22 protein-coding genes and 1 pseudogene are annotated in these 26,309 nt (G+C 69.4%); 6 read left to right on the top strand and 17 right to left on the bottom strand.

The window, feature by feature from the left end; genetic code table 11:
• Nucleotides 1-52: 52 nt before the first annotated feature.
• The 3 genes from ACTJIL_RS14195 to ACTJIL_RS14185 form a co-directional block, all read right to left on the bottom strand.
• On the bottom strand, nucleotides 53-2,170 hold the full coding sequence (locus ACTJIL_RS14195; protein ID WP_440756262.1) for a M13 family metallopeptidase: 2,118 nt from the start codon (nucleotides 2,168-2,170) through the stop codon (nucleotides 53-55).
• Nucleotides 2,171-2,321: 151 nt separating this feature from the next.
• Nucleotides 2,322-3,986: an MFS transporter gene (locus ACTJIL_RS14190; RefSeq protein WP_440756261.1), complete on the bottom strand. Its 1,665-nt coding sequence runs from the start codon at nucleotides 3,984-3,986 to the stop codon at nucleotides 2,322-2,324.
• 11 nt (nucleotides 3,987-3,997) lie between these two features.
• A complete protein-coding gene (locus ACTJIL_RS14185; RefSeq protein WP_440756260.1) occupies nucleotides 3,998-5,407 on the bottom strand; it encodes a DcaP family trimeric outer membrane transporter in 1,410 nt (469 codons plus the stop codon).
• A 160-nt stretch (nucleotides 5,408-5,567) separates the two neighbouring features.
• Between ACTJIL_RS14185 and acs the strand changes: the two genes are divergently transcribed.
• The 3 genes from acs (at nucleotide 5,568) to ACTJIL_RS14170 (ending at nucleotide 9,656) form a co-directional block, all read left to right on the top strand.
• The gene (acs, locus tag ACTJIL_RS14180) at nucleotides 5,568-7,523 is read left to right on the top strand and encodes an acetate--CoA ligase (RefSeq protein ID WP_440756259.1); all 1,956 of its coding nucleotides are present in this window, start codon (nucleotides 5,568-5,570) and stop codon (nucleotides 7,521-7,523) included.
• A 7-nt stretch (nucleotides 7,524-7,530) separates the two neighbouring features.
• Complete coding sequence (locus ACTJIL_RS14175) at nucleotides 7,531-8,202, top strand: response regulator (protein WP_440756258.1); 672 nt, start codon at nucleotides 7,531-7,533, stop codon at nucleotides 8,200-8,202.
• 101 nt (nucleotides 8,203-8,303) lie between these two features.
• Nucleotides 8,304-9,656 (top strand): hypothetical protein, encoded by a 1,353-nt coding sequence (locus tag ACTJIL_RS14170; protein ID WP_440756257.1) that lies wholly within the window; start codon nucleotides 8,304-8,306, stop codon nucleotides 9,654-9,656.
• On the opposite strand, the gene ACTJIL_RS14165 is transcribed toward ACTJIL_RS14170, so the two are convergent.
• The 13 genes from ACTJIL_RS14165 to ACTJIL_RS14105 form a co-directional block, all read right to left on the bottom strand.
• A complete protein-coding gene (locus tag ACTJIL_RS14165; RefSeq protein ID WP_440756256.1) occupies nucleotides 9,623-10,216 on the bottom strand; it encodes a hypothetical protein in 594 nt (197 codons plus the stop codon). The genes ACTJIL_RS14170 and ACTJIL_RS14165 overlap by 34 nt on opposite strands.
• Nucleotides 10,213-10,908: a hypothetical protein gene (locus ACTJIL_RS14160; protein WP_440756255.1), complete on the bottom strand. Its 696-nt coding sequence runs from the start codon at nucleotides 10,906-10,908 to the stop codon at nucleotides 10,213-10,215. The genes ACTJIL_RS14165 and ACTJIL_RS14160 overlap by 4 nt, the downstream gene beginning before the upstream one ends.
• Nucleotides 10,905-11,609, bottom strand: coding sequence for a hypothetical protein (locus ACTJIL_RS14155; RefSeq protein WP_440756254.1), 705 nt, complete (start codon nucleotides 11,607-11,609; stop codon nucleotides 10,905-10,907). The genes ACTJIL_RS14160 and ACTJIL_RS14155 overlap by 4 nt, the downstream gene beginning before the upstream one ends.
• A 187-nt stretch (nucleotides 11,610-11,796) precedes the next feature.
• Nucleotides 11,797-15,252 (bottom strand): hybrid sensor histidine kinase/response regulator, encoded by a 3,456-nt coding sequence (locus ACTJIL_RS14150; protein WP_440756253.1) that lies wholly within the window; start codon nucleotides 15,250-15,252, stop codon nucleotides 11,797-11,799.
• A gap of 319 nt (nucleotides 15,253-15,571) precedes the next feature.
• On the bottom strand, nucleotides 15,572-15,736 hold the full coding sequence (rpmG, locus tag ACTJIL_RS14145; RefSeq protein ID WP_027079588.1) for a 50S ribosomal protein L33: 165 nt from the start codon (nucleotides 15,734-15,736) through the stop codon (nucleotides 15,572-15,574).
• A gap of 10 nt (nucleotides 15,737-15,746) precedes the next feature.
• Entirely contained in the window at nucleotides 15,747-15,983 is a 237-nt protein-coding gene (gene rpmB / locus ACTJIL_RS14140; protein ID WP_027079589.1) for a 50S ribosomal protein L28, read from the bottom strand.
• A 401-nt stretch (nucleotides 15,984-16,384) separates the two neighbouring features.
• Entirely contained in the window at nucleotides 16,385-18,253 is a 1,869-nt protein-coding gene (locus tag ACTJIL_RS14135) for a DUF885 domain-containing protein (RefSeq protein ID WP_440756252.1), read from the bottom strand.
• A 62-nt stretch (nucleotides 18,254-18,315) separates the two neighbouring features.
• Entirely contained in the window at nucleotides 18,316-18,642 is a 327-nt protein-coding gene (locus tag ACTJIL_RS14130; protein ID WP_440756632.1) for a lipid-A-disaccharide synthase N-terminal domain-containing protein, read from the bottom strand.
• A 152-nt stretch (nucleotides 18,643-18,794) separates the two neighbouring features.
• Nucleotides 18,795-19,535: a glycosyltransferase family 2 protein gene (locus ACTJIL_RS14125; RefSeq protein ID WP_440756251.1), complete on the bottom strand. Its 741-nt coding sequence runs from the start codon at nucleotides 19,533-19,535 to the stop codon at nucleotides 18,795-18,797.
• 55 nt (nucleotides 19,536-19,590) lie between these two features.
• A complete protein-coding gene (locus ACTJIL_RS14120; RefSeq protein ID WP_440756250.1) occupies nucleotides 19,591-20,499 on the bottom strand; it encodes a ParB/RepB/Spo0J family partition protein in 909 nt (302 codons plus the stop codon).
• Nucleotides 20,496-21,323, bottom strand: coding sequence for a ParA family protein (locus ACTJIL_RS14115; RefSeq protein WP_440756249.1), 828 nt, complete (start codon nucleotides 21,321-21,323; stop codon nucleotides 20,496-20,498). Before ACTJIL_RS14115 ends, ACTJIL_RS14120 begins: the two co-directional genes overlap by 4 nt.
• Before the next feature lie 145 nt (nucleotides 21,324-21,468).
• Nucleotides 21,469-22,113, bottom strand: a complete 645-nt coding sequence (gene rsmG / locus ACTJIL_RS14110) for a 16S rRNA (guanine(527)-N(7))-methyltransferase RsmG (protein ID WP_440756248.1) — start codon at nucleotides 22,111-22,113, stop codon at nucleotides 21,469-21,471.
• Between the two features lie 151 nt (nucleotides 22,114-22,264).
• The gene (locus ACTJIL_RS14105; protein WP_440756247.1) at nucleotides 22,265-22,888 is read right to left on the bottom strand and encodes a 4'-phosphopantetheinyl transferase family protein; all 624 of its coding nucleotides are present in this window, start codon (nucleotides 22,886-22,888) and stop codon (nucleotides 22,265-22,267) included.
• Between the two features lie 80 nt (nucleotides 22,889-22,968).
• On the opposite strand from ACTJIL_RS14105, the gene ACTJIL_RS14100 reads away from it, so the two are divergent.
• The 3 genes and pseudogenes from ACTJIL_RS14100 (at nucleotide 22,969) to ACTJIL_RS14090 (ending at nucleotide 24,764) form a co-directional block, all read left to right on the top strand.
• The gene (locus ACTJIL_RS14100) at nucleotides 22,969-24,381 is read left to right on the top strand and encodes an AMP-binding protein (protein ID WP_440756246.1); all 1,413 of its coding nucleotides are present in this window, start codon (nucleotides 22,969-22,971) and stop codon (nucleotides 24,379-24,381) included.
• 113 nt (nucleotides 24,382-24,494) lie between these two features.
• Nucleotides 24,495-24,618: pseudogene (locus ACTJIL_RS14095) on the top strand (GlsB/YeaQ/YmgE family stress response membrane protein); the annotation flags it as partial.
• A complete protein-coding gene (locus tag ACTJIL_RS14090) occupies nucleotides 24,594-24,764 on the top strand; it encodes a GlsB/YeaQ/YmgE family stress response membrane protein (protein ID WP_440756631.1) in 171 nt (56 codons plus the stop codon). The pseudogene ACTJIL_RS14095 and the gene ACTJIL_RS14090, both read left to right, overlap by 25 nt.
• A gap of 720 nt (nucleotides 24,765-25,484) precedes the next feature.
• Here ACTJIL_RS14090 and xth read toward each other — a convergent pair.
• Complete coding sequence (gene xth, locus ACTJIL_RS14085; RefSeq protein WP_440756245.1) at nucleotides 25,485-26,258, bottom strand: exodeoxyribonuclease III; 774 nt, start codon at nucleotides 26,256-26,258, stop codon at nucleotides 25,485-25,487.
• Nucleotides 26,259-26,309 lie beyond the last annotated feature (51 nt).

Below are 26,309 nucleotides of genomic sequence, written 5' to 3'. Positions count from 1 at the left end.
GGCGACGCCGGCACCTTGCCGGCGTCGTGTCTTCATCGGTGCGTGCTGCCGCTCACCAGATCCGCACGCGCGCGTCGGGCGCGAGGTACAGCTTCTGTCCGTCCTGCACCCCGAAGGCCTCGTACCACGGGTCGATGTTGCGCACGGTCAGTACACGCAACGACCCCGGCGCATGCACGTCGCCGATCACCCGCGCGCGCAGCGTGGGTTCGCGCATCTTCGTGCGCCAGGCCTGGCCGTAGGCGAGGAAGAAACGCTGGTCGCCGGTGAGGCCGTCGATCACCGGCGGCTCCTTGCCGCCCAGCGATGCGCGCCAGGCGCGATAGGCGGCCTGCAGGCCGGCGACGTCGGCGATGTTCTCGCCCAAGGTCTGGGCGCCGTTGACGTGCAAGCCAGGCAGCGGCTCATAGGCGTCGTACTGCTTCACCAGCCGGTCGGCGGCGGCCTTGAAGTGCGCGTTGTCTTCCGGCGTCCACCAGTTGTGCAGCTGGCCGTCGGCGCCGAACTCGGCGCCGGTGTTGTCGAAGCCGTGGCTGATCTCGTGCCCGATCACCGCGCCGATCGCGCCGTAGTTGGCGGCAGGGTCGGCTTTCGGGTCGAAGAACGGTGCCTCCAGGATCGCGGCGGGGAAGTTCATCGCGTTCTGCAGCGGCAGCTGGATCGCGTTGACCGTCTGCGGCTTCATCCACCATTCGTCCGGGTCGATGTCCTTGCCCAGCTTGGACAGCTGGTGGCGGTATTCGCGTTGCTCGGCGCGCAGCGCATTGCCCAGCGGGTCGTCGCGGCGGATCTCCAGCGCCGAATAGTCGCGCCAGGTGTCCGGATAGCCCACGCTCACGCGCATGGTTTCGGCCTTGGCCTTGGCCTTTTCCCTGGTGGCCGGGGTCATCCAGTCCAGCTTGTCCACGCCGTCTCGGAACGCGGCCAGGATGTTGTGCACCATCTGCTCGACCTGCGCCTTGGACGAAGCCGGGAAGTACTGCTCCGCGTACTGCTTGCCCACCGCATCGCCCAGCGCATTGCTGGTGGCGGCCACCGCGCGCTTCCAGCGGTCGCGCTGCTTCGGCGTGCCCTGCAGGGTCTTGCCGTGGAAGTCGAACGCGAGGTCGGCATAGGCCCTGGGCAGCAGGCCGGCACTGTGGTCGAGCGCGTGGAAGCGCAGGTAGTCCTTCCACACCGGCAGCGGCTGGCTGGCGACCAGCGCCGACAGCCCGCGGATCGCGTCGGGCTGCCAGGCGACGATCGTCTTCTCGCCCGACAGGCCGGCGGCCTGCAGGAACGCCGGCCAGTCCATGCCCGGCGCCTTGTCCGCCAGCGTCGCGGTGTCCCATGGGTTGTTGCCCTTGTGCACGTCCTGGCTGTCGAGGACGCTGGCGTGCACCTTGGCGATCTTCATTTCCAGGTCGAAGATCGCCTTCGCCCTGTCCTCGGCGTCCGGCGTGCCTGCCTGCTCCAGCAGGGCGGCGATGTAGGCCCGGTATTTGTCCCGGTTCTGCGCCATCGGCTTGCCGGCGGACAGGTAGTACTCGCGGTCGGGCATGCCCAGGCCGCCCTGCATCAGCGTGGCGACGTTGCGCGGCGGGCCTTCCAGCCCGCGCGCCACGAACACGCCAAACAGGTTGCCGGTGGCGAAGTGGGTGTAGTTGAGCGGATCGGTGTCGGCGCGCACGGTGCCGCCGATATAGCGTGAAAGGTCCGGCACCGAGCCGATGGCGTCGATCCCGTCGAGCATCGGCTGCAACGGCGCCAGGCCGCGCTGCTCGATGCCGGCATCGTCCATGTACGCAGCGTAGTAGTCGGCGATCTTGCGCGCGTCGCTGCCCGCGGGCGGCCCGGCTTTCTCCAGGCCCTGGATCAGGTCGGCGGTGCGCTTCTCCGCCAGTTCGAACACCTGCACGAACGCGCCGGTGCTGGAGCGGTCATCCGGGATCCGCGCGGTCTTCTCCCAGGTGCCGTTGGCGTAGGCGTTGAAGTCGTCGCCGGGCTGCACGGACTTGTCGATGCCGGTCAGGTCGATGCCGGAGGCCTCCGCGGCGGGTGCGGTGTCCGCCGCGGTCGCAGCGGGCTGCGCGGCCTCGGTGGCCGGCGTCGGCGACCGCTGGCAGGCGGGCAGCGCGGCGGCGATGGCCACGGCCAGGACCGCAACGGCGAAGGGAGGTGGGGAAGGCATCGCGCACTCCTCGGGTGGATGAAGCCGGCCATGCTGCGCCCGTTACCGTTTGCCGCATGTGCAAGAAGTCATCGCTGCCGGCGTGCGCGTCACGCAAACGAAAGACGCCGGCCCTCGCGGGCCGGCGTCGTGGTTACCGGATGGCGATGCGCTACTGGGTGATGTCGCGATCCTTGGTTTCCGGCAGGAACAGCGTGCCGATCACCAGCGTCATCACCGCGATCACGATCGGATACCACAGGCCCTGGTAGATGTTGCCCGAGGCCGCGACCAGCGCGAACGAGATCGTCGGCAGGAAGCCGCCGAACCAGCCGTTGCCGATGTGGTACGGCAGCGACATCGAGGTGTAGCGGATGCGCGTCGGGAACAGTTCCACCAGCCACGCCGCGATCGGGCCGTAGACCATCGTCACGTAGATCACCAGGATCGCCAGCAGCACGATCACCATCGGCGTGTTGATCCGTGCCGGATCGGCCTTCTCCGGATAACCCGCTGCGGTGAGCGCGGCCTGCAGCTCGCCGTTGAAGCGCGCGCCATCGGCCTTGAGCGCCTCGGCATCGTGGCCCTTGCCTTCGAACGCGGTGACCACCACGTCGCCGATCGCCACGCTCGCCACCGTGCCTGCCGGCGCATCGACGTTGGAATACGGCGTGCCGCCCTTGGCCAGCGCGCTCTTGGCGATGTCGCATGAAGTGGTGAACTTGCTGGTGCCCACCGGGTTGAACTGGAACGTGCAGGTGTCCGGGTCGGCGGTGACCACCACCGGGCTGGTCTGCGCCGCTGCCTCGATCGCGGGGTTGGCGTAGTGCGTCAACGCCTTGAAGATCGGGAAGTAGGTCAGTGCCGCGAGCAGGCAGCCGGCCATGATGATCGGCTTGCGCCCGACCTTGTCCGAGAGCCAGCCGAAGACGATGAAGAACGGCGTGCCGATGATCAGGCCGGCGGCGATCATCAGGTTGGCCGTGGACGCTTCCACCTTCAACGTCTGGGTCAGGAAGAACAGCGAGTAGAACTGTCCCGCGTACCAGACCACCGCTTGGCCGGCGGTGGCGCCGAGCAGCGCCAGCAGCGCGATCTTGCCGTTCTTGCTGAAGAAGCTCTCGGTGATCGGCGCCTTCGAGGTCTTGCCCTCGGCCTTCATCTGCGCGAACACCGGCGATTCGGCCAGCTGCAGGCGGATCCACACCGACACCGCCAGCAGCAGGAACGACACCAGGAACGGGATGCGCCAGCCCCAGGCCTCGAAGTCCTCGCTGCCGAGGAAGTAGCGGCAACCCAGGATCACCAGCAGCGAGAGGAACAGGCCCAGCGTCGCGGTGGTCTGGATGAAGCTGGTGTACAGGCCGCGCTTGCCCATCGGCGCGTGCTCCGCGACGTAGGTGGCCGCGCCGCCGTACTCGCCGCCGAGCGCCAGGCCCTGCAGCAATCGCAGGGTGATCAGGATCACCGGCGCGGCGAACCCGATCGTGGTGTAGCTGGGCAGCACGCCGACCAGGAACGTCGACAGGCCCATGATCACGATGGTGATCAGGAACGTGTACTTGCGCCCCACCAGGTCGCCGATGCGGCCGAACACCAGCGCGCCGAACGGGCGCACCGCGAAGCCGGCGGCGAATGCCAGCAGCGCGAAGATGAAACCGCTGGTGGGATTCAGGCCGGTGAAGAACTGCTTGGCGATGATCGCGGCGAGCGATCCATACAGGTAGAAGTCGTACCACTCGAAGACGGTGCCGAGGCTGGAGGCGAAGATGACCTTCTTGTGGCCCTTGGTGATCGACCCGGGCGTCGATGCAGCGGTCGCGGTTGTGCTGGACATGGTGGCTCCCCTTAGAAGCTGTACTTGACGGTGGTCTGCAGGCGCTTGAGGTCACCCTCGCGCTCATCCTCGAGCGAGCGCTGGCCCCACATCAGTTCGGCGCCGACATCGAGCTTCGGGATCGGCGAATAGATCAGGTTGGCGTGGAACGACTGCGCGCGCTCGGTCACGCCGAAGCCGGTCAGTGCCTTGTCATTGTCGAACTGCGCCGCCGAATACATCAGGTTGCTGCGCAGCTTCGCGGTCCATGCGTGGCGCCAGGCGACGAAGCCGCCGTAGCCGTCGAGCGCGTGCAGCTCGCCGTTGGCGTCGAGCACCGTGTCGGTGCCCAGGCCGAAGGCCATGTAGCGGCCGATGCCGCTGCCGGCGTTGGCCATGTAGCGGATGTCGTCGTTTGCGCCGAGGTTGAACTTGCCCGACACGCTCACCGCGCCGCCGGTTTCGGTCTCCTCGCCGTACTTGAACTGGCGCAGCAGCGCGGCCACGGTGAAGTGGCCCCAGTCGCCCTTGGTGAGCCAGCGGCCGGTGAAGTCCGGCAGCACGCCATCGCCGCTGTTGAAGCGCGATGCGCCCAGGTACGAGGTGACCGTGGTTTGCGGGTTCTCCACCGAGAACGACCACGGCCCCTGGGTGTAGCGCACCTGTGCCTGGCGCACGAAGGTGGTGCCGTCGGTGACGCCGACGAAGTCGACCGCTTCGGGCAGCGCCGCGGTGTCCTGGAAGTTCGACCAGGTCTGGCCGGCCAGCCAGTTGTTCCAGCTCACGTAGGCCTGGCGCAGGGTGATGGCGTAGGTATTGGTCGAGGTCTCGTTGCCGGCGAAGGCATTGTTGCCGCCGCCGTACATGTCGGCCTCGATGTAGGCCTTGAGCTTGTCGCCGCCGTCGGTGACGGTGTCGGCGCTGAACCAGAAGCGCGAGAACTGCGCGTGCACGTCGGTGTAGGGGTCGCCGCCGTCCGCGCCTTCATCGCCCACGGGGATCGCACTGGGCAGGTAGAACAGGCGGCCCGCGGAACCGTCGGCGATGCGGCCATCGCTGGTGTCGGTGGCCATCGCATCGAGCTTGATGAAGCCGCCGTAGGTGAAGGTGGTGCCGGGGTTGGCGCTGGCGTTGATGGCCGTGGCCTGGATCGGCTGCTTGCCGGCCGGCACCGCGGCGGGCGCCTGTGCCTGCGCGGTCTTCACCTCGCTCACCTGTGCCTGGGTGTCGGCCACCGCGGTCTGCGTCTGCTGCTGCTGTGCCACCAGCTGTTGCACCATCTGCTCGAGCTGCGCGACGCGCGCTTCGAGTTCTTTTTCCTTGGCGGTTTGGGCCAGCGCCGCGCCCGGCGCGAGCAAGGCGACGACGACCGACAGCGCCAGCAATCGGCGATGCGTGGTGGCGGCGGGCATGCGCCCGCCGGTGCTGCTCAATGCAGTCATGAAAATCCCCTCCCAGGGCTGCGCGTTGGAGTGCGCCGGCAGGGTGCGCGACCGCCATCGGTGCGTCGATTCGCCATTGGTCGCCTAGACGAAGGTCTAACGCCGGCCGGTGCTTGATGGGGCACACTGGTGCGGTTCCCGCGTCAATCCGGTGGAGGCCATGTCCGATATCCCTTCGATCTACCCCGTTCCCGACGACTTTGCGGCCAGGGCCGCCATCCGCCACGACGACTACGAGCACCTGTATGCGCAGTCCGTCCGCGATCCGGACGCCTTCTGGGCGAAGGTCGCCGAACGTCTCGACTGGGACCGCAAGCCGACCAGGATCCGCGACGTCAGCTATGACCTGAAGGACTTCCACATCCGCTGGTACGCCGACGGCGAGCTCAATGCCAGCGTCAACTGTCTCGACCGCCACCTCGCCGCCCGCGGCGACAAGACCGCGCTGGTATTCGAACCCGACGATCCGAACGCCCCGGCGCAGAACGTCACCTACCGCGAACTGCACGCGCGCGTGTGCAAGCTCGGCAACGCGCTGCGCAACCTTGGCGTGAAGAAGGGCGACCGCGTCACCATCTACCTGCCGATGATCGTCGACGCCGCGGTGGCGATGCTGGCCTGCGCGCGCATCGGCGCAATCCACTCGGTGGTGTTCGGCGGCTTCTCGGCCAACTCGATCGCCGACCGCGTGCGCGACTGCCAGTCGAAGCTCGTCATCACCGCCGACGAGGGCCTGCGCGGCGGCAAGCCCATCGCGCTCAAGGCCAACGTCGATGCCGCGCTGAAAATGCCCGGCACCAACACCGTCGAAACCGTGCTGGTGGTGCGCCACACCGGCGGCGCGGTCGACATGCAGATGCCGCGCGACCGCTGGTTCGATGCCGTGGTCGACAGCCAGCCCGACACCTGCGAGCCCGAGCGCATGAACGCGGAAGACCCGCTGTTCATCCTCTACACCTCCGGCAGCACCGGCAAGCCCAAGGGCGTGCTGCACACCACCGGCGGCTACCTCGTGTTCTGCGCCTACACCCACGAGGCGGTGTTCGACCTGAAGGAAGACGACGTCTACTGGTGCACCGCCGACGTGGGCTGGGTCACCGGCCACAGCTACATCGTCTACGGCCCGCTGGCCAACGGCGCTACCGCGGTGATGTTCGAAGGCGTGCCGAACTACCCCGACTTCTCGCGCTTCTGGCAGGTGATCGACAGGCACAAGGTGACGATCTTCTACACCGCGCCCACCGCGATCCGCGCGCTGATGCGCGAAGGCGACGCGCCGGTGAAGAAGACCTCGCGCGCCTCGCTGCGACTGCTCGGTTCCGTTGGCGAGCCGATCAATCCGGAGGCCTGGCGCTGGTACTTCGATGTGGTCGGCGACGGCAAGCGCCCGATCGTCGACACCTGGTGGCAAACCGAGACCGGCGGCATCATGATCTCGCCGCTGCCCGGCGCGATCGCCGCCAAGCCCGGTTCGGCCACCAAGCCGTTCTTCGGCGTGCAGCCGGCGATCGTCGATGCCAACGGCCAAGTGCTCGAGGGCGAGGCCGAAGGCAACCTGGTGATGCTCGACTCCTGGCCGGGCCAGATGCGCACCGTCTACGGCGACGACCAGCGCTTCATCGACACCTACTTCAAGACCTATCCCGGCATGTACTTCAGCGGCGACGGTTGCCGCCGCGACGCCGACGGCTACTACTGGATCACCGGCCGCGTCGACGACGTGATCAACGTCAGCGGCCACCGCATCGGCACCGCCGAAGTGGAAAGCGCGCTGGTGCTGCACCCCAAGGTGGCCGAGGCCGCGGTGGTCGGTTTCCCGCACGACATCAAGGGCCAGGGCATCTACGCCTACGTCACGCTGGTGGCCGGCGAACAGGAGAGCGAAGAGCTGCGCAAGGAGCTGGTGAAGCAGGTGCGCAGCGAGATCGGCCCGACCGCCACGCCCGACTACATCCAGTGGGCGCCCGGCCTGCCGAAGACGCGCTCGGGCAAGATCATGCGCCGCATCCTGCGCAAGATTGCCGAGAACGCGCCCGACCAGCTCGGCGACACCAGCACCCTGGCCGATCCGTCGGTGGTCGACTCGCTGGTGAAACAGCGGCGCGTGCCCGACTGAGCAGCTGATGGGCTCGACCATCCTCGTCGCCGACGATCACCCGCTGTTCCGCGAAGCCCTGCGCGGCGCGGTGCAGCGCGTGCTGCCCGACGTGCAGCTGCGCGAAGCCGAGGACGTGGATGCGCTGTACGCGCTGGTCGAATCCGAGCCCGACGCCGACCTGCTGCTGCTCGACCTCAACATGCCCGGCGCGCAGGGTTTTTCCGCGCTGGTGCACCTGCGCGCGCTGCATCCGCAGCTGCCGATCGTGATGGTGTCCGCGCGCGAGGAGCCCACGGTGATGCGGCGCGCGCTCGACCACGGCGCGATGGGCTTCATCCCCAAGTCCGCCGACGCCGCCACGCTGGGCGAAGCGATCACCCGCGTGCTCGACGGCGACCGCTGGGCCCCCGCCGCCGCCCACGCCGCGCCCGCCGCATCGGCCGACGAACACGACGCCGCCCAGCGCCTGCAAGGCCTCACGCCGCAGCAGTTCCGTGTCCTGCAGATGCTGGGCGAAGGCCTGCTCAACAAGCAGATCGGCTACGAACTCGGCGTGTCCGAAGCCACCATCAAGGCGCACATGACCGCGATCCTGCGCAAGCTCGGCGCCAGCAACCGGACCCAGGCGGTGCTGATCGCCGGGCGCCTGGCGCTGGATCCCGGAGCGATCAAGCCGCAGCCGGAAGAAGCCGAGTAGCACGGGGCGGATCCAGGTCAATGCTGGTGGTCGCACGATCTTGAGATGAAGCCGCCCGTATGCGATACCGACGGCAGCTGCCGTCGACCGGGAACCATGCCTTGAACAGCGTTGCCGTTGAATCCGCTCTCCCGGCCGGGGATTCGTCGTCCGGGGAGTGGCGCGCGTGGGTGCGGATCCCGCAACTGGCGGCGCGCCTGCTGTGGAACCACTGGCCGCAGCTGTTGTTCTGGTTCTTCGCCCAGCGGGTGTCGTATTACCTGGGGATGAAGCTCGCGGTCGCGCTGGCGCTGCAGTCGCCACTGCTGGGTTATGTCGGCATCGCGCTGCTGGTGCTGGTGCAGCTGGTCACCACGGCGATGATGTTCATCGCGGTGAAGCCTTCGTTGCCGGCGGTGTCGAGTGCGCGCGAAGGCGACTGGTTGCCGCCGATGCAACCCTGGAGCAACTCGTTGGGCGCCGCGCTGCTGCCGTTCTTCGCGTTCTACGTGACCTGGGGGCTGCTGGAGAACGTCAAGCGCGATTTCGGTGCTTCATTCTTTGACCACGACCTCGCCGCCGCGCTCAACCAGGCGCTGCAGTCGAAGGGCACGGGCGAGGCGGCGCCCGACTACGTGAACTGGCGCAACGTGATGGGCCTGCCGGGGCTGTGGATCGCGCTGCTGGTGTCCGCGGTGGTGCGCTACTTCGCCAAGCTGCGCGCGGCGAGCACGCAGCGTCTGGGATGGATGCTGCTGGCGACGCTGTGCGAGGCGTACTGGGTGTTCATCGGCGTCACCGCGATCGCCTCGGTGACGGGCGACGTCAAGCAGGCCTGGCACGAGACCCGCGCGTGGGTGGCGGTCGCGGCCTGGTGGGAGAACCCGGTGGTGTTCCGGGTGTCGCTCGACGGCGCGAAGCAGTTCGTGCTGGCGCCGGTGCTGGCGTTCGTGCGCACCGTCGCTGGCGCGGTACTGCTGCCGCTGGTATGGCTGGCGATCACCGCCATCATCTACGGCCTGGACCTGCGGCGCCGGCATCGGATCGATGCCGCGGACAAGCGCCTCGGAGGCCTGGCCGCCCGCTACCAGCGCAGCAACTTCCTGGTACGCAACGTCGCGGGCAAGCTCAGCGGTGGCTGGGTCAGCAAGGGCGTGCCGGTGCTCAACAGCATCCGCCTGGTGCTGCGCGCCGGGCTGCCGGCGCTGGTGACGCTGTGCCTGGGTTGGGAGTTGCTGACGTTCGTCGATGCCTGGGGCTGGCGGGCCGTGGTGTCGCTGATCGGCCCGATGGACTACGACGCCTGGCGGGCCGTCGCGACGCCCGCCGGCATGCTGGTCGGCGATCCCACTTCGGTGCAGCCCACGTTGCTGGTGCAGGTGCTGCGCACCGTGCTGCTGGCGGCGACGTTCGACCGTGCGATCGCCAGGCTCGGCGCTGCTCAGCGGCCGCCCGGCAGCGCCATGTCGAGGTAGGCGCCGGCCGGTTCGACGTCCTCGGGCGGCAGCGGGAACAGCTGTAGCTCCAGGCGCAGGTCCTTCGGGCGCACGTCGTCGGGTAGCAGGAACGGCAGGCGGGCCGTGTACGGGCCGCGGTCGGGGCTTCCACGCGGGCGCGCGCAATCCAGCGCATGGCCCGCGCGTCGGCTGTAGGTGGTCAGGGCTTCTGGCGCGAACCGCCAGCTGCGGCCGCGGTCGTCGCGCAGCAGCAGCGAGCAGCGGGCGACGTTGCTTTCGCCGGTGGTGGTCTGGTCGGGACGGATCTCCAGTTCGACCACGGCCACGCGCGCGTTGCCGGGGAGCAGCAGCTCCCTGGGCAGCACCGTCTGGTCCTGGATGGCGAGGCCGCGCAGGCGCCACTCGGCGCCGGCATAGCGTCCCCAGGCGCCGGCCGGCACCGCGCGGGCGGCATCGGCGTCCCGGGTGCGGAACTCCCGCTTGCGATCGAGGTGCGGCCCGACCACCGCACCGGCGGCCAGCACCGCTGCGCCCAGCAGCCAGGGCCATTGCCGGCGCCACCAGCCCGGCGCGGTCACAGCACGCCCCCGCGGACCAAGAACGTCCGCAGCACCGGCGTCGCGTCGGTTCGCAGCGCATCGGCGCGGCGGCGATCGATGCCCAGGTCGATGTCGACCAGATGGTCGTTTGGCGTCATCACCACGCCCAGGTGGAAGCGCGCATGCAGGCCCTCGAGCCGATCGGCGGGGACCTCGAAGTACAGCCGGCCCGTCGCCGGGAACCCCGGCGCCAGCGATTGCCCGGCGATGTTGGTTTCGAACATGCGCCCGCCCTCGCCGCCATGGTCGAACGGGCGTCCGGGTTCGGCCGAGGATTTGTCGAATGCCGCGTACTCGCGGCCCTCGCGGTCGCGAAGGAATGCCGTCACCCGGCCGGAATCCAGGGTGGCTTCGATGCGCACCGGCACCGACAGCCACAGGGCATTGCTGGGCAGCTGCCCGGGCGGCGTGCTGCCGGTGATGCCCGGCACCTCCAATGTCCTGCCGCTCTCCAGCGCCGCATCGGCGGGGATGTCCACGCTGAAGCCGCGCGCCTCGGCGACACTGCCGGGGGCGCTGCGCACGATGATCGGCGCGAAGCGCTCGACGTAGCTCGGCTCGTGCCGGCGCAGCCAGAAGACGACGACGGCGGCCAGCAGCAGGACCAGAGCGCTCGCGGCCATGCGCCGCCACCGCGCCGGCATGGCCGGCCGGGCCACGGCGTCACTCATGGGCCTGCCTCCGCGGCGCGCTCGCCCGGGCGCCGGTCTTCCACCGCGATCTCCCACAGGCCCGCCGGTGCCGCGCGCACCCAGCCTTCCTCCTGCGTCAGCCAGGTGCTGGGGGTGAAGTCGTAGCCCATCACCGCCACGCGCATCCGGGTGGGGACGGGCGGGCCCTGCGGCGACAGCCGCCAGCTCAGCACCGCCTGCGTCGGCACGCCGGGTTGCAGGGTCAGCTGCGCGCCGCCCACGCGCTCGACCCCCGTCGCCATCTGCGGCGCGCTCGGCGCGCCGGCATCGTTGGCCAGCCACACCAGGTCCTGGGCGAGCTTGCCCGACGCCGGCATGCTCCTGCGATCGTTGTAGGTAACCGTGGCGGCGACGTACAGCGTGTCGCTGTCGACATCGACGTAGTCGAGCTTCTGCGAGGGCTTGTGCGAGCGCCAGGCCGACTGCACGGCGACCTGGTACAGGCCCGCGTCGACGGCCGCGCCGGCTTCCTGCGGTTCGAGGGCTGCGATGCCGGTCGGTTTCACCACCCGTTCGAAACCACCCGCCAGCCCGGTGGCCACCGCCGCCACGACCAGCACCGCGGCCAGCCCGCGACCCCAGCGGTGGCGCAGCAGCTTGACGTAGTCGTTGCCGGTCACGGCGCCGCGGGCGTCGGACAGGACCTGCTTCTTCAGCGAATCCGGCGGCGGCGAATTCAAGCGCGATCCCTAGTCACGCCGGTGTCGCGGCGCCGGCCGCCCCCGGCCGTGTTGGCATCCATGTCGGACGGATTGGCGGGCATGCGGGCCGGTCGGCTGCGATCGGGGGATGGGGCCATGATGCCAAAACCTGCGCGGTGCGGGGACGACGCCCCCTCGTCGCTGTCGATGGCGGGAAGCCGCGGTGTCAGGCGCCTTCGCTTGCAGCCTGGGTGCGCTGCGCGGCCAGGAACGCCCGCAGCGACGCCGGCTTGATCGGTTTGGTCAGCACCCGGTAGCCGCGGGCGCGTGCGGCCTGCTTGAGGGCGTCGCTGCCATCGGCGGTGAGCAGGGCGCCGGGTAGCTGTGGGCGGCCTTCGCGCAGCGCGTCGAGCGTATCGAGTCCGTCGAGCCGGTCGTGCAGATGGTAGTCGACCAGCAGCACGTCGGGTCTGCCGGCCATCTTCGCCAGCGCTTCGTCGACGGTGGCCGCGCGCAGCACGTCTACTTCCCAGCGGCCGAGCAGCGCGGCCATGCCGGCGAGGATGTCCGAGTCGTTGTCCACGCACAGCACGCGCATGCCCGTCAGCGAATCCGGAAGCCCGCCGCGAGGTTGTTCCAGCGCCGCCACCGGCCCGTGCGCGGGCGGCACGAAGATCGAGAACATGCTGCCGCGTCCCGGGGTCGAGCGCACGCGCATCGGCTGGTCGAGGATGTGCGAGATGCGCTGGCAGATCGACAGGCCCAGGCCGAGGCCCTGTTCGCCCCAGTTGGTCGGCTGCTCGTAGCGCATGAACTCCTCGAAGATCTGCCCGAGGTGGTGGTCGGGAATGCCCGGGCCGGTGTCCCAGACCTGCAGTTCGACACGGTCGCCGCGCACGCGCGTGGCCAGCACGATGCGGCCCTCGCGGGTGTAGCGCAGCGCGTTGGCGAGGAAGTTCTGCAGCACGCGCCGCAGCAGGCGGCGGTCGCTGCGCACCGGCGTCGGCCGCAGGTGCAGGCGCAGGTCGATGCCGCGCGCCGCGGCCATCGGTGCGTACTGCGCGGCGAGCTGGCGCAGCAGCTCGCCGGCGTCGAAATCGCTGAGCTCGGGCTTCAGCGCGCCGGCATCCAGGCGCGAGACGTCGAGCAGGCCATCGAGCAGTTCCTCGGCTGCGCGCAGCGAGGTGTCGACGCGCTCGGCCAGGTGGCGTTGCTCGGCGGGCTCCTCGGCCTCGCGCAATGCCGAGGTGAACAGGCGCGCGGCGTTGAGCGGTTGCAGCACGTCATGGCTGAGCGCGGCGAGGAAACGGGTGCGCGACTGCTGCGCATCGGTGGCCTCGCGGGTGCGCGTGGCAACGCGCTGCTCCAGGGTCTCGTTGACTTCGCGCAGCGCGGCCTCGGCGCGCTTGTAGTCGGTGACGTCGCTGTAGCTGGTGACGTAGCCGCCGCCGGGCAGCGGCTGGCCGCGCATCTCGATCACCTGGCCGGACGCGCGCACGCGCTCGAACACGTGCGGCGAACCGGCGCGCATGTAGCTGATGCGCTTGTCGATCTGTGCCTGCACGTCGTGCTCCACCGCCTCGCCGCTGCCGAGTTCGCCGCGCTCGGCGTTGTAGCGGATCAGGTCGGCGACCGGGCGGCCGACGTAGAGCATGCCGTCGGGGTACTCGAACATTTCCTGGTAGCGCCGGTTCCACGACACCAGGCGCATGTCGTGGTCGACCACGCTCACGCCCTGGCCGAGGTTCTCGAGCGTGCTCGACAGGATCTCGCGGTTGAAGCGCATCTCCTGCCCGGCCTCGTCGAGCACCGCGACCACTTCGGCCACGTCCATGCCCGAGCCCTTGAGCGCGCGGGTGAGCACCAGGCGTGCGCTCGACGAGCCGATCGCTGCGGCCAGCATGCGTTCGGTGAACTGCACCCAGTGTCGGTCGGCGGGCGCATGCGCGGCCAGCGTCTCGCCGCGGGCCTCGGCCTGTTCGCCGAACGCGCGCCGCGCGGGGCGTTCGCCGACGATGCGTCCGGTCAGCGCCAGCAGGTCGCCGATCTGCACGCCGCTGTGCGAGGCGCCGGGCACCAGGGCCGGGCGTGCGGCATAGGGATCGAGGAAGGGCGCGTTGCGCAGCCGCTCGTCGAAGCCCGGCCGCCAGCGCGCCGACACCAGGAACAGCGCGCCGATGTTCAGCAGCAGCGACCAGAACGTGCCGTGGGTCAGCGAGTCCCAGCCGACCAGCCCGAACAGCTGCCGGGGCCGCAGCCAGCCGATGTTGAAGGGGCCGTTGTCGATCCACCCCCGGTCGAACCAGCCGGCGTCGGTCAGCGCCGGCAGCAGCAGCGTGTACAGCCACGCCGCGAAGCCGAGCAGCAGGCCGGCCTCCACGCCCTGCCGGCTGGCGCCGCGCCAGTACAGGCCACCGATCAGCGCCGGCGCGAACTGCGCCACCGCCGCGAACGACATCAATCCATACGACGCCAGCGTGGTGTCGCTGCCGCTGACGCGGTAGTAGCCGTAGGCCATCGTCGCGAAGCACACGATCGCGATGCGGCGGATCCACAACACGAAGGAGGCGACGTTGCCGTCGTGGCGCTGCGCCCAGCCGCGGCGCAGCAGCGGCGGCATCACCAGGTCGTTGCTGACCATCGTCGCCAGCGCCACGCTGGCCACGATCACCATGCCGGTGGCCGCGGAAAAGCCGCCGATGTAGGCGGCCAGCGCCAGCCAGTCGCGGCCTTCGGCCAGCGGCAGCGCGAGCACGATGCTGTCCGGCGCAATGCTGGGGTCGCCGTTGAACAGCGCGACGCCTGCGCTGGCGATCGGCAGCACCATCAGCGAGATCACGGCGAGATACGTGCCGAACATCCAGCGTGCGCGGCGGATGTCGGCCACTTCCACGCACTCGACCACGGCGACGTGGAACTGCCGCGGCAGGCAGATGATGGCGGCGAAGGCGAGCAGGGTCTGGCCGATGAAGCCGACCGGGCGTTGCGCGACCAGCAGCGAGCGGGTGGCCTCGACCAGGTGCAGGTCGCGGCTGGAGAACCAGCTGATCGCGAAGATCCCGACCGCGATCAGCGCCACCAGCTTGACCATCGATTCGAGCGCGATCGCCAGCATCATGCCCGGCCGGTGCTCGCTGGCGTCGACCTGGCGGGTGCCGTAGAGGATCGCGAACAGCGCCATCAGCGCCGCCACGTACAGCGCCGGATCGCCGAGCGCCGAATGCGACACCGCGCGCCCGCCGAGCACGCCCAGGCTGACCGCGACCGCCTTGTACTGCAGCGCCAGGTACGGCACCGCCGCGATCAGCGCGATCACCGACACCATCGCTGCCAGCCGCTGCGAACGCCCGTAGCGCGCGGCGATGAAGTCGGCGATCGAGACCGTGCCCTGAGACTGCGCGATCAGCGCCAGGCGCTCGAGGATGCGCCAGCCGAACAGCAGCATCAGCAGCGGGCCGAGGTAGATCGGGAAGTAGCCGATGCCGGTGCGCGCCGCGGTGCCGACCGCGCCGTAGAACGTCCACGACGAGCAGTACACCGCCAGCGACAGGCTGTAGACCAGCGGCCGCAGCCAGGTGCGGCCCTGCGAATACTGCGGATGGCGGTCGCCCCACCACGCCACCGCGAACAGCAGCGCGGCATAGGCCACGGAGACCAGCAGCAGGATCCAGCCAGGCAGCATGAGGGGGCCTTCGACGGCGGGAACAGGAGTGTAGCTGGGCGGCGTCTTGCGTCGCCGCGCCACCTGACACACCCTCACCCCAACCCCTCTCCCGCTTCGCAGGAGAGGGGCTCAAGCCCGGATTGACATCCCCTCTCCTGCAAAGCGGGAGAGGGAGGCGCGAAGCGCCGGGTGAGGGTTCGGCTTTTGAAATATCCGGGCAAAAAGAAACCCGCCTTGCGGCGGGCTTCTTGCAGAACTCAAGTCACTGGATCCCCGACCAAAGCATTCGGGGATGACGATTTGCTGGCGCCAACGCTGTGCGTTGGCTGGCAAATCGTCACTTGATCTTGCCTTCCTTGTAGATCACGTGCTTGCGGACGACGGGGTCGTACTTCTTGACCTCCATCTTGCCGGGGGTGTTCTTCTTGTTCTTGTCGGTGGTGTAGAAGTGGCCGGTGTTGGCCGAGGAGATCAGACGGATCTTGTCGCGCTTGGTAGCCATGGTGTTCTCCTCAGACCTTTTCGCCGCGGGCGCGCAGGTCGGCCAGGACGACGTCGATGCCGTTCTTGTCGATGGTGCGCATGGCAGCTGCGGAAACGCGCAGTTTCACCCAACGGTTCTCACTGGCGACCCAGAAGCGGCGCTCGTGCAGGTTGGGGAGGAAACGACGACGGGTTTTGTTGTTGGCGTGCGAGACGTTGTTGCCGCTCATCACGCGCTTGCCGGTGACTTGACAAGTCCGGGACATGACGCACCTCGAAGGTAAGTTGTTGTCGCCCATGGCCTGGGAGACGGCGGCCCCGACGCATCCCCACGGGATGGCGCCACGCAAAACGGGTTGAATCCGCACTGCCGGCGGCGGGCCGGAATCGCGCTTCCGGGCCCGCCCGGTCGCAGGCCTGGAAGGGCCGACCGGACGCAGTGAGCCGCGCATTATGCCGGCCGGGCCGGCCCCGGGCAAGGACTCCCGAACATCTGGCGCCACCATGCGGGAGCCGTGGGAGCGGCTCCAGCCGCGCGCTTCTCGCGCCTTCCGCCCCCGTCGGCCCGCGCCATCGCACGGCCTGGCCCAGCCCGGAGCCCGGGCTGGGCGCATTCAGCGCAGTGTTCGGTGCAGGCACAGCCGGCTTCCGGTTCGCTCGTGGCGGGTCAGCGGCTGGCGCCCGCGGCGGAGGTGGGCGCGCCGGATTTCGCGACCCCGGCCTCGGCGATATGGGCCCGCACCTGGGTTTCCAGCACCGGCAGCGGCACCGAGCCCTGCGCCAGCACGACGTCGTGGAACTTGCGCACGTCGAAGCGCGGCCCGAGCGCCTGCTCGGCTTCCTTGCGCAACTTCACGATCATGAGCTCGCCGAGCTTGTACGACAGCGCCTGCGCCGGCCAGGAGATGTAGCGGTCCACCTCGGTGGTGACCTCGTGCTCGGACAGCGCAGTGCGGTCGCGCAGGTAGACCAGCGCCTGGTCGCGGGTCCAGCCCTTGTGGTGCACGCCGGTGTCGATCACCAGCCGGCAGGCGCGCCACATCGCGTAGGTCAGGCGGCCGAAGTCCTCGTAGGGCGTCTGGTAGATGCCCATCTCCACGCCGAGGTCCTCGCTGTACAGGCCCCATCCCTCACCGTAGGCGGAGATGTAGTTCTTGCGCCGGAACGCCGGCAGCGCGTCCTGCTCGCGGGCCAGCGATCCCTGCAGCGAATGGCCCGGCACCGATTCGTGCAGGGTCAGCGCCGGCAGGTTGTACAGCGGGCGCGACGGCAGGTCGTAGGTATTGACCCAGTAGGTATCGGCGCCGCCGCGGCCGGCGGTCCAGAACGGGGCGATGTCATCGGGCACCGGGACGATGGTGAAGCGCCCGCGCGGCAGCGTGCCGATGACCTTGCCGACCTCGCCGTCGACGCGCTTGCTGATCCACGCGGCGCGACGCAGCAGTTCCTCCGGGGTCTTGGCGTAGAACTGCGGATCGGTGCGCAGGAAATGCAGGAACGCGGCGAACGGGTCCTTCCCGGGCGGGGCCTTGAAGCCGGTCTGGCGGATGATCGCGTCCATCTCGGCGCGGATCCGCGCCACCTCGCGCAGGCCGATCTGGTGGATCTCTTCGGGCGCCATGTCCAGCGTGGTGTATTCGCGGATCTGCTGCCGGTACCAGGCCTCGCCGTCGGGCATCGCTTCGGCTGCCAGTGTGTCGCGCGCGCCCGGCATGTACTCGTTGCGGAAGAACGCCAGCAGCTTGCCGTAGGCCGGGATCAGTTGACCGGTGATCGCCTCGTGGGCTTGCGCGCGCAGTTGTTCCTGTTCGGCGGCCGGGATCGACGCCGGCATTTTCTCGAACGGCTTCCAGAACGCCGACTTTTCGGGGTCGGTCAGCCCGGCGACATTGGCGATGGACGTGTCGCGCCCGGCCAGCACCGCCTTGGGCACGCTGAAGCCGCGCGCCAGTCCCGCGCGTATGTTCTCCACCTGCTGGTCGAAGTAGCGCGGCACGTCGCCCAGTCGGCCGATGTAGTTGCGGTAGGCCTGAGCGTCGCGCATCGGCCGCCGAGCCATGAAGGCCAGGTTCGACCAGAACGAGCTGTCGGCGTTGAACGGCATCTCGTAGTCGCGGAAGCGGAGGCTGGCGGCGAGGTTCTCCACCTGCGGCTTGTAGACGGCGTAGTCGACCTGTTCGGCGGGCGACAGCGCGGCCGGGTCGATGCCGTCGAGCTGCTCGAGCACGCGATCCCACATCGCCAGCCGGCGCTGCTGCGCGGCCGCGCCGACATCGGGCAGCCGCGGCAGGTCGACGCCGCCTTCGTCGTCCTCGTCGGCGGGGATGCCGAACTCGCGTTCACGCCAGGACCACTCGGCTTCGTAGATGGCGCGGAACGCCGCATCGGCGGCGGGCGTTGCGACCGTCGTGGCGGTGGTGGCCTCGGCGGCCAGCGCGGGAAGCGCGAGCGGCGCGGCCAGCGCCAGGGCGAACGCGAGTACGCCGTGCAATCGGATGTGGTTCAAGACGGAAATCCCCGGGAAAGGTCGCGACATCCTATCCGCAGCGAACATCCGGTGCGCATTGGCTGGAGCGCCGTGTCGGTGCGGATCCTGGCTCAATGGCCGGCGCGGTCGCGGCGCCAGCCGCGATGGCGGATGTCCAGGTACAGGCTGTAGGCCGCGGTGAAGGCGGGGAACAGGTTCTGCACCACGCCGACCGAATCCTGCTTCTGCGAGAACACGAAATAGCTCAGCGTCATCACGCTGCCGACCAGGCTCATGTACCAGAACAGGCGCGGGATCACCGGCTTGCGGTGCTTGCGCGAGGCCAGGAACTGCACCACCCAGCGGCCGCCGAACATCAGCGCGCCGGTCAGCCCGATCAGCTTCCAGGGCGACATGTGCAGGCCGGTCCACTCGAGCCACTCGATGGCGGTGTTCATGAAATCGGTGGCGGGGATCATCGGCGGTACTCCGGGCGCTTCTGGGAATCTCATCCCGAGCGTAGCGAGGGATCTCGGGGTGCGGGCAAACCATCGGGGCGCGCGCTGGGAAGCTCTCTCGCTGCGTTCGGGATGACAGGAAAAACAGGCGGCTAGCCGACTTCCTCGACCGCGGTGACCCGGCTGCGCCGGATCAGCCAGGCCACGCCGCGCAGGTCGCGGATGCCGACCAGTGCGCGATTGAGGTTGTTGTACTTCGACACGCCGGTGGTGCGGTGGCGGTGGTGCACCGGCACGCTGGTCGTCTGCCAGCCGGCGCGCTGCATCAATGCCGGCAGGTAGCGGTGCATGTGGTCGAAATACGGCAGGTCGAGGAACGCGGCGCGTTCGAACAGCTTGATCCCGCAGCCGGTGTCGGGCGTGTCGTCGCGCAGCATCCGCGAGCGGATCGCGTTGGCCCACTTCGAGGCCCAGCGCTTGCTGCCCGAGTCCTGGCGGTTGACGCGCCAGCCGGCGAACAGTTTCACCGCGCCGGGCGCTTGCGCCCGCTGCGCGAGCAGTTTGGGGATGTCGGCGGGGTCGTTCTGGCCGTCGCCATCGAGGGTCGCGATCCACGCCCCGCGCGCGGCCTTGACGCCGTTGCGGATCGCGGTGCTCTGGCCGCTTTGCGTCGCGTGGCGCAACACCCGCAACTCGGGCACTTCCGCCTTCAATCGCTGCAGCGCGGCGAAGGTGCCGTCGCGGGAATGGTCGTCGACGTAGACGATCTCGAAGTCGCCGCCGTCTCCCGCTGCGCGCCCGCGCAGCGCGGCCACGATCTCGGCGACCAGTGGTGCGACATTGTCCTGTTCGTTGAAGACCGGGACGACGATGGAGAGTTGCGGCGCGCTCATGGACGGAAGCGGGCGGGAGGGATGGGAGCCGGGCAGTGCGTGCGCAGGCCTGCGCTCAGGCCTTGGTGCGCAACCGTTCGAGCACGCCGTCGAGCGTGTCCAGGTCGCTGTAGTGGATCACCAGCCGGCCCTTGCCGCCGCGGCCATGGACGACGCTGACCCGGGTGCCGAGCGATTCGGACAGTTCAGTTTCCAGCGAGGCGATGTCGGCCTGCGGCCGCGCCTTGCCGCCGTTGGTCTTCTTCGCCGTCGCCGGCAGCTTGCCGGCGGCGAACTGCTGCGCGCGGTGCTCGACCTCGCGCACCGACCAGCCGTTCTCGGCCGCATCGGACGCCAGCTTGCTGGCCAGCTCCGGCGACAGCGTCAGCAGTGCGCGCGCGTGGCCCATCTCCAGCCGTCGCGCTTCGAGCAGCGCGCGGATCGCCGGCGGCAGCTCCAGCAGGCGCAGCAGGTTGGACACCGCGGCGCGCGAGCGGCCGACGGCGCCTGCGGCCTGGGCGTGGGTGAGGTCGAATTCGTCGATCAGCCGCTGCAGCGCCTGCGCTTCCTCCAGCGGGTTGAGGTCTTCGCGCTGGATGTTCTCGATCAGCGCCATCGCGACCACGGTGCGGTCGTCGGCGCGGCGCACCACCGCCGGGATCTCGGCCAGGCCGGCCAGGCGCGAGGCGCGCCAGCGGCGTTCGCCGGCGATGATCTCGAAGGTGCGGTCGGGCAACTCCCGCACCACGATCGGCTGGATCACGCCCTGGGCCCTGATCGACTCGGCCAGCTCGTCGAGCTTGTCCTGGTCCCACTGCTTGCGCGGCTGGTACTTGCCCGGCGCGATCGCGTCGACCGGCAGAGCGCGCAGGGTGTCGCCGGGGGTGGCTTCCAGCGCCGGGGCGTCGGCTGCGGCCTTGGGGCCCAGCAGCGCTTCCAGGCCGCGTCCGAGGCCGCGCTTCTTGGCGGGCGCCTTGGCGCTCATGCTGGGTTCTCCATCGATGCGGGTTCCTGTTGCTTGTCTTTTTCGCGCTGGTCTTTCTCGCGCTCGCGCTGGCGCCGCAGCAGCTCGCCGGCCAGGCCAAGGTAGGCCACCGAACCGCGGCTGCCGCGGTCGTAGCCGACGATGCTCTGGCCGTGGCTGGGCGCCTCGGCCAGGCGCACGTTGCGCGGCACGATGGTGCGGAAGACCTTGTCGCCGAAATGGTTGGTGAGTTCGGCCGAGACCGCGTTGGCAAGGTTGTTGCGCACGTCGAACATGGTCCGCAGCACGCCTTCGATCTCCAGCCCCGGGTTGAGCCGCGCCTTGAGCGCGTCGATCGTCTGCAGCAGCGCGGTCAGGCCTTCGAGCGCGTAGTACTCGCACTGCATCGGCACCAGCACCGAGTCGGCCGCGGTCAGCGCGTTGAGCGTGAGCAGCGACAACGCCGGCGGGCAGTCGATGATGATGAAGTCGTAGTCCGGGCGGAGCGGGTCGAGCGCGCGCTTGAGGCGCTGCTCGCGGCCCTCCTCGTCCATCAGCTCGATCTCGGCCGCGGTCAGGTCGGTGTTGCCGGGCAGCAGGTCGAGGCCTTCGGGCGTGCGCACGATCGCGTCGCGGGCGTGGACTTCCTCCAGCAGCACGTCGCAGGTCGAGGCCTGCACTTCGCGCTTGTCGACGCCGCTGCCCATGGTCGCGTTGCCCTGCGCATCGAGGTCGACCAGCAGCACGCGCTTGGGCGTGCGCGACAGCGCCGCGGCCAGGTTCACCGCCGTGGTCGTCTTTCCGACGCCGCCTTTCTGGTTGGCGATGGCGATGATGCGGGCCATGGGGTCCGGAGCCTCGGTGCGAAGGGTGCGGACGCGGGCGCGGGGCCAGCGATCCGGGCCGGTGATTATGCATCACCCCGGTCGCCTGCCCCGGGGCGCCGACGCCAGCGGCAGCCGATGCCAGCGGTGCGCGCGCCGGCTGCGCTCAGTGCGGCGCCCGGCCCACCACGACCAGGTGGCGCTCGGCGTCCAGCCCCGGCACAGCAAGCGGATGCGTGGCCTGCACCTGCCAGCCGGCCGGCAGCGCGGCGATCTCGTCGTCCGGCATCACGCCCTTCATTGCCAGCAGCCGTCCGCCCGGGCGCAGCAGGTGCGCACCGGCCGCAAGCAGGTCGGCCAGGGTCGCCATCGCGCGCGCGGTGATGGCATCGAAGGCGCCCGGCTGCGCCAGCGCCTCGGCGCGCGATTCGGCCACCCGCGCGTTGCCCAGCCCCAGCGTGCGCACCGCCTCGCGCAGGAAGCGCGCCTTCTTGCCGTTGGATTCGACCAGGGTGACCTGCAGCGCCGGCAACGCGATCGCCAGCGGGATCCCCGGCAGGCCGGCGCCGCTGCCGAGGTCGGCGAGGGTGCCGACGTCGCGCACGAACGGGTGCATCGCCAGCGAATCGAGCAGGTGCAGCGACACCATCGCGCGCGGGTCGCGGATCGCGGTGAGGTTGTAGGTGCGGTTCCAGCGGTCGAGCAGGGCGAGGTAGGCGAGCAGCGGCTCGGCCAGCGCGGCATCGAGGCCGAGCGTGGCGAGGCCGGCGACGAGTTCGGCGCGCAGTGCGGGGTCGGAGGCAGCGTTCATCCACGCATTGTAGGAGCGGCTTCAGCCGCGAGCTTTCGCTCCCTCCTGCGAAAGCTGGGGAGGGATGCCCCCTTGGTCGCGCCGCGATCCCTGAACACGCCTGCCTTCGCAGGTGAGAGGCAACAGCCAAGGCTCGCGGCTGAAGCCGCTCCTACAGGAGGATGGGTTGCGGCCGCCAGGCCAGGCTGGCCAGGTAGCCGGGCATCGGCATGAACGCGTGCAGCGTCCAGTCCGACGGTCGACCCAGTTCCGGATCGCATGCCACCAGCACCCAGGCATCGTCGCGCAGGGCGAACTCGAGCCGGTGCAGGCCGAACGCCAGCCCGCGGCCGTGGGCCTTGAGCACCGCTTCCTTGGCGCACCACAGGCGTACGAATGCCGCCTCCTGCGCCGCGGCCGGCAGCGCCGCCAGCGCTTCGGTCTCGGCGCGGGCGAAGAAACGCTCGGCCAGCGCCAGTGCGCGCGGGCGCGGGCGCAGCAGTTCGAGGTCGGCCCCCACCTGCACGTCGCGGCCCAGGGCCACCAGCAGGCGTTCGCCGCTGTGGCTCCAGCTCACGTCGACGTTGGCGGCCGGCGGATCCAGCCTCGGGCGCCCATGCGCATCGCGCCGCAGGGGGAGCACCTCCGCGGGCAGGCCGAGCGCGCCGGCCAGCCACGGCCGCACCAGCGTCTCGGCCGGCGTGCCGTGGTGGTGCGGGCCCCACGCGCAGCGCAACGGGCCGACGGCGAGCTCATCCGGTGGGCTGAACATGAATTGCGGCTTGGCGTCGGGCATGCCGCTCAGCGTAAGCTAATCAACGGGGATCTACGGATGGGACACAGGGCGGCCGCTTGCCGTCCGGCAACAAGTACGCAATGTCGGCAGTCATCGAAACCCAACCAGGGCCGTCCGCGACGGCGTCCACTTCGCGCCAGCCGCTGGCGTGCGGCGACGGCGCGCGCGCGATCGCATTCGACGCCGGCGGCGTGGTCTCGCTCGACACGTTCTTCTCGCACGTCCGCGGCCTGGCGCAGCAACTGCCCGAGGCGAGCCACGCGATCAACCTGTGCGAGGACCGTTACCGCTTCCTGGTCGCGTTCTGCGCGGTGGCGCTGCGCGGACAGACCACGCTGCTGCCGCCATCGCGCACGCGCGCGGCGATCGACGACGTACGCGCCCAGCATCCGCACAGCTATTGCCTCGGCGACGGCGACCACTGCGGCTGCCCGCACGCTTCGCTCGCGCCGCTGCCGCACTACGTGCGCATGCCCGACGTGCTGCCGCGCTGCGACGGCGAGCGCCCGCACATTGACGACGACGCGCTGGTCGCGATCGGCTTCACCTCCGGCAGCACCGGCACGCCGAAGCCGAATCCCAAGACCTGGCGCAGCTTCCGCACCAGCACCGCGCAGAACCTGGCCGCGCTGTCGGGCCTGTGGCCAGACGACGCCATCGTGCAGTCGGTGGCCACGGTGCCGCCGCAGCACATGTACGGCATGGAGATGTCGGTGCTGCTGCCGTTGCTGGGCAACGTGGCCGTGCACGGCGTGCGCCCGTTCTTCCCGCAGGACGTGGCCGAGGCCCTGGCCGAAGCGAGCGCGCCGCGGTTGCTGGTGACCACGCCGGTGCACCTGCGCGCGCTGGTCGAGGCGCGGGTGTCGCTGCCGCCGATGGCCGCGATCGTCACCGCGACCGCGCCGCTGCCGCAACCGCTGGCCGCCGCGGCCGAAGCGCGTTTCGGCTGCGAAGTGCGGGAGGTATTCGGCTCCACCGAAACCTGCGTGATCGCGCGCCGCCGCACCGCGCTGGAGGAGGCGTGGACGCCGCTGCCCGGCGTGCGCGTGGCGCCGCAGCCCGATGGCACCCTCGTGCATGCGGCGCATCTGCCGCAGCCGGTGGTGCTGGCCGACCTGGTGGAACTGCTCGACAGCGGCCGCGATGCCGACGGCCGCTTCGTGCTGCGCGGCCGGCAAAGCGACCTGCTCGAGATCGCCGGCAAGCGCGCCTCGCTCGGTGACCTGACGCGACGCTTGCTGGGCATCGCCGGGGTGCAGGACGGCGTGGTGTTCCAGCTCGACGACGCCGACGACATCGGCGTGCATCGCATCGCCGCACTGGTGGTCGCCCCCACGCTGGTCGAGGCGGACATCCTGCGCGCGCTGCGGCGCAGCATCGACCCGGTGTTCCTGCCGCGGCGGCTGCGCTGCGTGGATGCACTGCCCCGCAACGAGACCGGCAAGCTGCCGCGCGTCGCGCTGCTGCGGTTGCTGCACGGCAACAACGGCTGACCCCTCCTCGCCCGGCCTCCGCGACGCGGTCGTCACGCGGCCGCCGACAGACTCCATGCTGCCTCCTGCGAGGAGGCGTCGGGTCTCTCGCCAAAAACTGAAGGAGTCGCAGCATGAGTTTCATCATCTGGTTGATCGTGGGTGGGATCATCGGCTGGCTTGCAAGCATGATCATGAAGACCGACGCGCAGCAGGGACTGATCCTGAACATCGTGGTCGGCATTGTCGGTTCGTTCCTGGGCGGCTGGTTCATCGCGCCGCTGCTCGGCACGGGAACCGTCAACAGCGGCGATTTCAGCATCATGGGGCTGGTCGCTTCGTTGATCGGCGCGATCATCCTGCTGGCGATCGTCAACCTGTTCAGGCGTGGCCGCGTGCGTTGAGCGCGCGATCCCGCGAGTGCAAAGGCCCGGCATTGCCGGGCCTTTTCTTTTGGATCCGGCGTCGTTGATGCAGGTGCAGGTGCAATAGCCGTTGCTTCTTGCTACTTGCTTCTGAAGATCGCACCGAACTATCGGTACTCGTAGACCCGGAGGGCGGCGCACATGGATGTGCGCCGTTTTTCTACGGGGCAGGATGCCCCTTAGAAAAATCCCCGCGTCGATGAATCGCCTGGTGAGCTCTGTACGGGGAAGCGTTTTTCTTTGCTTCCGTTTCTTTTGACGCTTATCAAAAGAAATGAAGCCGCCGAAGGCGGAAGCTTCTGACTTTCGCCGTTGGTTTTCGCCCTTTGGTTTCGATGTCAGAAACCGTAAAAGAAGCAAGGATCAAGGGCGTTTCGCCCGCTGCGCGGGCGAGTTCATTTCTTTGATAAGCGTCAAAAAAGAAAACGCTTTTCCCGTACACCCCTCCCGCAGCAGCGTTGGGTTGCGCAGGGATTTTCCTAATCGGCATCCTGCCTCATAGGAAAACGCCGCACGTCCTGTGCGGCGCCCTCCGGGTCTACGAATACTGGTGGCGCGGCGTGATCTTCAGAAGCAAAAAATCACGGCAACGGCAACGGCAACGGCAACGGCAACGGCAACGGCAACAACGGAGGTCGTTGCTGGCGGGTTGTCGGCTGGTGCGTGCGATTCGCCGCGTGACGCGACGTGCGGGCTTGCTCAGGCACCCAGCGTGACCCATGCCGGTGCGTGGTCGCTGGGGCGCTCCCAGGTCCGCGGCTCGCGGTCGATGCCCGCTTCGATCGCGTGCGGGCGCAGGGCGTCGGACACCAGCGTCAGGTCGATGCGCAGGCCCATGTCGCGCCGGAAGGCGGCCTGGCGGTAGTCCCACCAGCTGAAGATGCCGGCGGCGTCGTGGTGCAGGCGGAAGGCGTCGTGCAGGCCCAGCGCCTGCAGCCGCTGCAGGGCCGCGCGCTCGGCGGTGGAGGTGAGGATATGGGCGTCGTTCCAGACCGCCGGGTCGTGCACGTCGCGTTCGTCGGGGGCGATGTTGAAGTCGCCCAGCACAACCAGCCGCGGATGCGCCGCCAGTTCCGCCGCCAGCCAGTCGTGCACGGCGTCGAGCCAGCGCAGCTTGTAGGCGTACTTGTCGGTGCCGACGTCCTGGCCGTTGACCACGTACAGGTTGACCACGCGCACGTCGCCGACGGTGGCGGCGATCACCCGCTTCTGTTCGTCGTCGAACCCGGGGATGCCGACCTGCACGTCGTCGATCGCGCGGTCGCGCGCGAGGATCGCCACGCCGTTGTAGGTCTTCTGGCCGGAGAACACGCTGCGGTAGCCGAGGCCGGCGAGCACGGCGTCGGGGAACTTGTCGTCGGCGAGTTTGGTTTCCTGGATCCCGACAACATCGGGTTGCGCGTCGCGCAGCCACTGTTCCAGGTGCGGCAGGCGCACGTTGAGCGAGTTGACGTTCCAGCTGGCGATTTTCATGCACGTGCCCTGTAGGAGCGCCCCATGGGCGCGATCAGCCTTCATCGGCAA

The sequence above is a fragment of the Luteimonas sp. 22616 genome (genome assembly GCF_052044325.1).
In the GTDB taxonomy this organism is placed as follows: domain Bacteria; phylum Pseudomonadota; class Gammaproteobacteria; order Xanthomonadales; family Xanthomonadaceae; genus Luteimonas.
Note: the sequence above shows the minus strand (reverse complement) of the source record. Positions and strands in the feature narration are given on the sequence as shown.